This window comes from Pontimicrobium sp. MEBiC01747 (genome assembly GCF_053601635.1).
Window position 1 is genome coordinate 1 of the sequence record NZ_JBSHNS010000477.1, and the last position, 9,894, is coordinate 9,894.

General features: G+C 31.2%; 7 protein-coding genes. All 7 read left to right on the forward strand.

The annotated features are described in order from the left end of the window. Positions 1-979, forward strand: a 979-nt coding sequence (locus ACVC2P_RS15680) for a PfaD family polyunsaturated fatty acid/polyketide biosynthesis protein (protein WP_452599397.1), incomplete at its 5' end; no start/stop codon positions are given. A gap of 35 nt (positions 980-1,014) precedes the next feature. Then, complete coding sequence (locus ACVC2P_RS15685) at positions 1,015-2,022, forward strand: hypothetical protein (protein ID WP_452599398.1); 1,008 nt, start codon at positions 1,015-1,017, stop codon at positions 2,020-2,022. A 145-nt stretch (positions 2,023-2,167) separates the two neighbouring features. Continuing rightward, positions 2,168-4,123 (forward strand): pyrroloquinoline quinone-dependent dehydrogenase, encoded by a 1,956-nt coding sequence (locus ACVC2P_RS15690; RefSeq protein ID WP_452599399.1) that lies wholly within the window; start codon positions 2,168-2,170, stop codon positions 4,121-4,123. A 62-nt stretch (positions 4,124-4,185) separates the two neighbouring features. After that, positions 4,186-4,767 carry a YceI family protein gene (locus ACVC2P_RS15695; RefSeq protein WP_452599400.1) on the forward strand — a complete coding sequence of 194 codons (582 nt, stop codon included), beginning with the start codon at positions 4,186-4,188 and terminating at the stop codon, positions 4,765-4,767. Positions 4,768-4,948: 181 nt separating this feature from the next. Beyond that, positions 4,949-7,471: a TonB-dependent receptor domain-containing protein gene (locus tag ACVC2P_RS15700; protein ID WP_452599401.1), complete on the forward strand. Its 2,523-nt coding sequence runs from the start codon at positions 4,949-4,951 to the stop codon at positions 7,469-7,471. A 107-nt stretch (positions 7,472-7,578) separates the two neighbouring features. Continuing rightward, entirely contained in the window at positions 7,579-8,922 is a 1,344-nt protein-coding gene (locus ACVC2P_RS15705; RefSeq protein ID WP_452599402.1) for an MATE family efflux transporter, read from the forward strand. Between the two features lie 24 nt (positions 8,923-8,946). After that, entirely contained in the window at positions 8,947-9,705 is a 759-nt protein-coding gene (locus ACVC2P_RS15710; protein WP_452599403.1) for a 4'-phosphopantetheinyl transferase family protein, read from the forward strand. Positions 9,706-9,894: the final 189 nt, after the last annotated feature.

Sequence of the window (9,894 nt, forward strand, 5' to 3'; positions counted from 1 at the left end):
CATAGTAAATAGACACAAAATACTTGCTAAAATCTCTAGACCTGAAGTAGCAGAAGCATTTATGAAACCAGCTCCAGAAAAATTGGTTTATAAATTACTTGAAAAAGGGAAAATTACTCAAGCACAAGCAAATATATCGCAGACAGTTCCAGTAAGTTACGATATATGTGTAGAAGCAGATTCTGGCGGACATACAGATGGAGGTGTAGCAACAGTATTATTACCATCCATTCAACGTTTACGAGAAGAAATTCAGAAAAAATACAAATACCAAAAGCAAATTAGAGTTGGTCTGGCTGGAGGTATTGGTACACCAGAATCTGCTGCAAGTGCTTTTGTAATGGGCGCAGATTTTGTGTTAACTGGTTCAATAAATCAATGTACTGTAGAAGCAAAAACTAGTAATGCTGTAAAGGATTTACTAGAAGCTATAAATGTTCAAGACACAGGATATGCACCATCAGGAGATATGTTCGAAATAGGATCTAAAGTGCAAGTCTTAAAAAAGGGCGTTTTATTTCCTGCAAGAGCTAATAAATTATACGCATTATATAACCAATACAATGCATTAGAAGATATTCCAGAGAAGACAGTGTTGCAATTAGAAAAAAACTACTTCAAAAAATCAATATCTGAAATATGGGAAGAAACAAAAGAACATTTTAAAAGTAAAAACAAACTAGAAGAAATAGCCAAAGCAGAACAGCGTCCCAGACATAAAATGAGCTTAATATTCCGTTGGTATTTTGGGTACAGTAGCCGTGCAGCTTTTGCAGGGAATTTAGATAATAAAGTTGATTTTCAAATTCATACAGGACCAGCATTAGGTGCTTTTAACCAATGGGTAAAAGGCTCTCGTTTAGAAAAATGGCAAAATAGACATGTAGACGAAATAGGAGCAAAACTTATGAATGAAACAGGAGCATTACTTTATAACAGACTATCTAAGATTAATAAACAATTAACAAATTCAATCTAAATAAATAAACAAAAACAATTAACAAATTCAATTTTATGAAAACTTTTAAATTTAAAAACATTACCCTATTATTAATTGCATTAGTCTTTTTACAAGCTTGTAGTAACGACGATGACAATTCAACACCAGAGCCACAACCTATTCCAGAATTAATTACTATTTCATCTGAAGGGCTTTACCCAGGTAAGTTTGACTTTAACGCTAAGAGAAATCAATTTGTAGTAGGCTCTTTAACAAAAAGTGAAGTAGGTTTAGTAAATCCACAAACAGGAGTATATACAACGTTTGTAACAGATACTAATTTGGCATTAGTAACAGGTATTTATGCAGACAATGCTAATAATAGACTATTAGTAGCCTCTGGAGACTTTGGTTTTTCTGCAAATAGCGTTGGATTAGGAAAAGTAGCCTATTTAGGTATTTATAACTTAACAACAGGAGATAAAATTACAGGAATAAATTTAGCAACATTGCACCCAGAAAATACATTTGTATTTGCGAATGATATTGCCATAGATAATAGTGGGAATATTTATGTAACAGACTCTTACAACCCAGTGATTTATAAAATAAATCAAGCAAACGAAGCATCTATTTTCTTAGATGGAGGAAGCGCATTCGAAAACGTACCAGGCGGTGGTGGATTAGCACTTAATGGAATTGTTTATGTAGATGGAAACTTAATAGTAGGTAAAACAGATTCAGGAGAGTTATTTAAAGTACCAGTTGCAGACCCAACAAGTTTTGTTAATGTAAACATCCCAGATTATATTGGAAGCGATGGGTTAGAATTAAGAAGTGATGGAAGCATTGTTATGGTAGAAACAGGAATTGGACCAACTGCTGGTGCTCGTGTTTTAGAATCTACAGATGGATGGGTTTCTGCTCAATCGGTTTCTACATTTTCAATAGCAAGCGAAGAGTTTCCTACATCTGCAACAATAGCATATGATGGTGAAGTTTATATTTTAACATCTCACTTATCTAAATTAACTTCAGGTAATACTACACACGAAGATTACAATATTTACAGATTACAATAAACACATTTAAAACTTTATTCTGTGCTTTATATCTTTTAATAAAGCACAGAGTAATGTAGTCATTATTTAGTTTAAAGAGTAGGGCTACTTTAGATTGTAGATTTATATACTTCGCTTTAAAACTAATTCATAAAAATTAATTCAAATGAAAATAAAGTATGTTATACTTTCTGTAACAGCAATGTTATTTAGTCTCAATAATTTTGTGATAGCACAAAATAGAGATTGGTCATCGTATGCGGCAGATAAATATAATTCTAAATATTCCTCTTTAGATCAAATAAATAAAGATAATGTAAAAGACCTAGGCATTGTATGGGAGTGGGAATCTCCAGATAATGCTTTAATGAAAACAAAACGGTATCCAATTTCAATATATCAAACAACACCTTTAGCTATAAATGGTGTTTTGTACATAAGTTCTTCTCTAGGAACAGTTTCTGCTGTAAATGGTAAAACAGGAGAAACAATATGGAAATACGATCCAGAAGTATATAATGCAGAAGGTAAACCAGCGCATGGAGGATTTATGCATCGTGGTGTTTCGTATTGGGATGATGGAAAGGATGGAAGAATTGTTTTTGGAACATTAGATGGGAGATTAATTGCTATAAGTGCAAAAGATGGGGAACCCGTTGAAACCTTTGGAAACAAAGGGATTGTAGACCTTACAAAAGGGTTGAGTAGAACTTTTGCTCCAGGAGATTATAGTGTGCCTACCCCTCCAATCATTGCTAATGGCGTTATCGTTGTAGGCTCTTCTATTACAGATGCCGGGCCAAAAAGTATGAAGCCACCAGGAGATGTTAGAGGATTTGATGTAAAAACAGGAAAACAACTGTGGACATTTCATACCATTCCTCATGAGGGAGAATTTGGTTATGACACTTGGGAAAAAGGATCGGCTAAAATTATGGGAAATACAAACGTTTGGACTAGAATGAGTGCAGACGAAGAGTTAGGTTATGTATACCTTCCAGTAAGTACGCCAACTAACGATTGGTATGGAGGAGATAGACCTGGCGATAATGTATTTGCAGAAAGCCTAGTATGTTTAAATATAAAAACAGGAGAGCGTATTTGGCATTTTCAAGCAGTACACCATGGCGTTTGGGATTACGATTTAGCATCGGCACCAAACCTTATGGACATTACTGTAAAAGGAAAACCTGTAAAAGCAGTTGCACAATTAACAAAACAAGGATTTGTATTTGTTTTCGATAGAGTTACAGGAGAACCAATATGGCCAATAGAAGAACGACCTGTACCACAATCTAAGGTAGAAGGAGAGCGAACCTCGTTAACACAACCATTTCCAACAAAGCCAGCACCTTATGAAAGGCAAGGTATTACTAAAGAAGATATTATAGATTTTACTCCAGAACTTAAAGAACGTGCATGGGAGAGTTTAGCAAATGTGGATAAAGGAGAATTATTTACACCTCCAACCGAAAGAGGTTTAATGTATTTACCTGGCGCATTAGGAGGCGCTAATTGGCATGGAGCAGCAGTAGACCCAGAAACAGGAATGCTATACATTCCATCTATAACTTACCCAGTATTTTTTAAAGTAGTAAAAGCAGATCCAGAAAAAACAGATGCAAAATACGATTGGGACAATTTTAGAATTGTAGGGCCAGAAGGGTTACCATTATTAAAACCCCCATACGGGCGTATAACAGCCATAGATATTAATACAGGAGATCATAAATGGCAAGTTGCTATGGGGAATGGGCCAAGAAACCACCCAATGCTAAAAGATATGGATTTACCACGTTTAGGATGGCAATTTAGAGGTTCTCCACTATTAACTAAAACACTACTGTTTGTGGGACAAGAAGGACGATTTTTTGATTTTGTTCCAGCATTAGTTGGATCAGAACGTTTAAAAGGAGTTCCACCAGTTACTATAACTAAGTTCGAACCAAAAATGCAAGTCTTTAATAAAGATAATGGAGAACTTATAGCAGAAGTAGAACTACCATTAAATGTAACAGGAGCTCCAATGACATACATGATAGATGGAAAACAATATATCGCATTCGCTGTAGGTGGAACAGTTATTTCACCAGCCAAAATAATAGCCATTGCATTAAAATAAATATAGAATTAAAAGGGGTGTACCCATTAAATAATAATCATTAATAATTTAAAATAACAATTATGACATTTAAGAACATTTTTTTAACATTACTTTTTGTTTCATTCGTTTCGTCAGTAACTGCTCAAGACGCAAAATGGGAAATAGATAAATCACACTCTAGCATTACGTTTAAGGTATCACACTTTAAAATAGCAACAGTAAAAGGAAATTTCGACGACTTTTCTGGAGCTATTCAATCTAAAGGAGAAGATTTTAATGGAGCTAGTACAGATATTACAATTAAAACAGCTTCAATAAACACTAATCAAAAAGATAGAGATAAGCATTTAAGAAGTGCAGATTTTTTTAATGCAGAAGCGCATCCAGAAATTACTTTTAAAAATGCATCGTTTACAAAAGTATCAGACAAAGACTATACTGTTAAAGGAGATTTAACTATTAATGGAATAACGAAACCATTTGAATTTGCTGGAACTTTTAAAGGAAGCTTTGTTCATCCAAGATTCAAAAAAACAATTGGAGTATTTGAGTTTTCAGGAACTTTACCAAGATTAGATTATAAAATAGGATCTAAATTTCCAACAGCTGCGCTAGGAGGAGATGTAGAAGTTGCTATTAGTTTAGAAACAACAAAGGCATAATACCTTAAAGAAAATACATTAAGCATACTCAATTTAAAGTAGAAATTACTTTATAAAACTACTTACCCTAAATGTTACAAATGTTTAGGTCTAAATTGAGTATGCTTTAATTAAAACAAAAAATAGTTTTTATAAACTATAAAACGAGTACATAATTCTCATAAAATAAAATTTTATATAAATGAATGCTAAAAAACATACTAGGAAACAGTATTATACATATAATAGAGTTCTGCTGGAGTATCTAAAATTAAAGCTTAATCAAAATAATATGTTCTATACTGCTAGTTTTGGAGCATCAATACTACCGGTTTTTAAAACCATGTTGTTATTGTTTTTATTTTTCAGCTTTACAAACACAAATGCGCAAACAGCAACAAAACCTTCTTTTACAGGAAGTGTTAAAGGAAAAATTATAGACGAAACAACTAAAGAACCAATACCTTATGCGTCTATTGTAATAAAAAATAAAGCAGATAATAGTATCATTACTGGAGGAATAACTAATGAAAAAGGAAATTTTGAAGTAAAAGATATACCAGGCCAAGCTATTATTTTTGAAGTACAGTTTATTGGTTACAAAACATATACTACAGAGTTAACCTTAACAAAATCTAATAAATCTATTAACTTAAATACTATAGCTATAGCAGAAGAAGCAGAAGCTTTAGAAGGTGTAACAATAGTTGCAGAACGCTCTACTATAGAACAAAAAATTGATAGAAAAATCATTAATGTAGGAAAGGATTTAACAACAGCAGGGGCATCAGCAGCAGATATTATGGTAAATGTGCCCTCTGTAGATTTAGATCAAAATGGAAACCTCTCACTTAGAGGAAACCAGAATGTTGTTGTGTTAGTAGATGGTAAACCAACTAATATTAGTACAGATCAATTATTGAAACAAATACCATCAACATCAATAAAAAAGATAGAACTAATAACAAACCCATCTGCTAAATATAATCCAGAAGGAATGAGTGGACTTATTAATATAGTATTACATAAAAGCGCTAGAATTGGGTTTAACGGAGCTATAAATCTAGGGATAACATCTGGTATTAAAACACGATACAACAACTCATTAGATTTAAATTATCGAACAGGTAAATTTAACCTATATGGAAATTATGGAAATAATTTAGGAAAAAATAGAGTAGATGGAACTATTTTTAGACCAGAAGAAAACTCAGATCAAATATGGAGATCATTAGCAGACAACAATTCGCATTTGTTTAAAGCTGGATTAGATTATTATATAAATGATAATAATACAGTTTCATTTTTTACTACTCAAAACATATTTGATGGTGTTACAACAGGCTACACAGATATTATTTATAACAACAATGATATTCCTAACTTAAAGCAAGACCTTATTAATGATAAGGAGAACAATGCATCAACATATAATTTCGATTACAAACATTTATTCCCAAAAGAGGGGCATACTATAGAATTTGAAGCAGATTTTAATACCTATAATGGAGATGATATTTCCGATTTTAGGTTTACAGGAGGCGATAGTTCATTTCAATCGTATATAGATGATATAGATAATGAAAGGAATAATGTAATATTAAATTTAGATTATGTAAACCCATTATCAGAATCAGCTAAACTAGAATTAGGGTCGCAGGCATGGTTAAGAAGAACAGATAATACATATCAATCTACAAATGCTAATTTAGATGACTCAAGTTTTTCTTACGATAGTGATATTTTTTCTGTTTATGGTACCTACAGTAAAACATTAACTAATTGGACATATCAAATAGGAGCAAGAGTAGAAAGTTATGATATTAAAGGAAAGTTTAATCAAGTAGGAGAAGCACCAGCAACAATATCAGATAACATATTTACAGTTTACCCTTCAGCATTTTTAAAATATACTCCAGATCAAGAAGAGCAAAAAAATGCCTATCAATTGAGTTATAGTAGAAGAGTAGATAGACCTAGTGTAACACAAGTAAACCCAATTAGAGGCTGGAATACACCAAGAATAACCTCTATAGGTAATCCAGGATTATTACCACAATTTACAAACTCTTTTGAGTTTAATTATATAAGAAAATTAGGAAAAGGAAGTTTAACAGCTGGCGTATTCTATAGATTCATAAAAGATGAAATAAATAGAATAGGGTTTGATGATCCAGAAGATCCAACTAAAATTATTTTATCATACGATAACTATGATGATAATACAGCTTTTGGTTTTGAAATTTCGGCAAACTATAAAGTAACCAATTGGTGGAGTTTTAATACTAGCTTCGATTTATATTCTCAAACTCAAAAAGGAATTGTAGAAAACACATTTTTAGAAGTAGACAACTTACTGTATAATTTTAGAATGAATAATAGTTTTAAAGCAACTAAAAACTTAACCTTTCAATTATTTGGCTTGTATAGAGGGCCAAATGAAAACTTACAATTTGAAGTTCAAGAATTTTCATTTGTAAACGTAGGAGGACGTTACAATTTTGCAGAAGGTAAAGGAACAGTTAGCCTTAATTTTAATGATATATTCAAAACTCAAAATTGGTCATTTGATGGAGAAAGACCACTTAAACAAATTGGGGAATTCACATGGGATTCTAGAACGGTTTATTTAGGACTATCTTACAGATTTGGTCAAGGTAAAAAGAAATCAAGAAAAAGAACAAAAAGAGAAAAGAACGAAAAGAAAAGCGGAGGTTTCCTATAATTTATTTGGTTGGGTAGTTTGTTTATCTCATAGCATTTTAATGTTGAGTTTTCAGCTTACAGATAACGCTGCCCAACCTATTTTAAGTATTAATTAATAAAAATAAAATGGAAATTAAAGCCAATTACCAAAGCATTTTAAAAATAGCATTGCCTTTAATATTGGCAAATTTAGTAGGAGGAGTTGGTCAAATTATAGATACAGCTTTTGTAAATAGAATAGGAGAAAAGGAGTTAAATGGTACAGTAATAGGAGCCATGGTTTGGATGTTTTTTTCATTCATACTATTAGGCTTTTCTTCATATGTACAACGCTTAATTGCAAAAAAGATAGGAGAAAAAAAGAATAAAGAAGTAGGCCATATTGTAGATAATATTATTATTCTAGGAGTCTTTTTATTTCTGTTTATTATAATTATTTTCTCTATAATTAGAGTTAAAGGCTTGTCTTTAATGATTAAGGATACAGAAATTATTTTATATGCCTTCGAGTATTTAGATGTCCTTATATATGGTTTACCAATAACAATCTGTGTAAGTTTTTTTTCAGCATTTTTTTCAGCATTAGGCAAAACACAGGTTATTACATATAGCGTGGTTACCTATATTATTGTGAATTTAATACTAGATTACCTGCTAATTTTTGGAAATTTTGGATGCCCAGCATTAGGTGTATATGGCTCTGGTTTGGCTACAGTAATAGCCTTGTTTTTTAGTGGTTTAACCTATCTGTATTTTGGTAATAAATTGCAGGTAGTAAAAACGTATAATTTATTTCGTTTTAAAACATTAAATGTGCCCTTTTTAATAGAAGTAACAAAAAAAGCAACGCCATTAGTATTACAAAATCTTTTTCACACCTTAGCCTATTGGGTCTTTTTTATAATGATAGAAAAAATGGGGAGTGCAGAATTAAGAGTCTCATTAATTATTAGGTCCCTATATTTATTTCTATGCTTACCATTATTTGGTTTAGGAAGAGCAGTTAATACCATTTTAAGTAATATGATAGGGCGTAAGGATTACGATAATGTATATAAAGCAATAATTAAGTCTCATCAAGTAAGTTTAGGAATTAGTGGTATATTATGTCTACTCATTTTTTTAATACCAGAATTATTACTTAATATTTATACTACAGATCAAGCCTTAATACAAGACGCCATTCCAATTTTAAGAATACTATTAGTCTCTATCATTTTATTTTCTATTAGTACAATAAATACTAATATTATTATAGCAACAGGAGAAACAAAATATGTATTTGTTATAGGCGCAATAAGTGTAATAAGTTATTTATTATATGCGTACCTCTCTATATTTTGGTGGCAAGCAGATATTACAACAGTATGGCTAAGTGATTGGTTAAATTGGAGCATTTTTGCCATACTATCTACAACATACTTTTTTATATGGAAACGGAAACAAAATAAAATAAGGCAATTCAGTTAATGAATTATAATTGCTTAAAATACTATGAAACATTCAGTATCTATCATTAAAATGGATAGAGTAAATAAAGCTTATAATGCATCTGTTTCCCTAGTAAAAAAGGAGTTTATTAAAATTCCTGATGCACTACATTTATTTCATAATTCAGAAAGAAAATATTATGAAAATTTAAAATACGATCGAAGAAAATTAAATTACATTTTAGGAAGGTTTTCTGCTAAACTAGCAGTTAATACGCTGTCTAAAAAAGCAACATTAGAATCTATAAAAATAGGATCAGGCGTTTTTGGTTTTCCTATAGTTAAATGCTTAAAAGTTAAAAATATACAAGTAAGTATTACACATTGTGGTAATATAGGTATGAGTGTAGCATTTAAAGAATCTCACCCAATGGGTATAGATATAGAAGAAATAAACTGTGATAAAGAAAAAGCAATACTAAGCCAAATAACACATAAAGAAATAGAGTTACTAAAAACATTAGAAATCAATAATATTTCTGGCTTTACAGCACTATGGTGCGCAAAAGAAGCTTTAGCCAAAATTATAAAAACAGGAATGATGTTAGACTTTGTGTTTCTTGAAATAGAAAACATTAAAAAAGAGGGCACTACGTTTGTCGCTACATTTCAGCATTTTGGGCAATATAAAGCTATGTGCCATGTTAATAAAAATTATGCTATAGCTATAGTGTTACCTAGAAAAACAAGTACAGATTTAACTAAAGTATGGACAATGTTCGATACCAATGTTATAGAGCCTATAAATGAAAAAGGGGGTTAAATTTTTTTGTAACAATAACCACTAAACTAAATAAACGACTTTTTTAATAGTATTTATTACATATTAAAATTAACTTATAAGAGCGACACCAGTTAGGTGTCGCTTTTTTTATGCATTATTTTGTTTTTACCGTTGAAAGCAAGAAATAGAACAATGCCTATAACTTAAAGATTAAGAATTATTTAATAT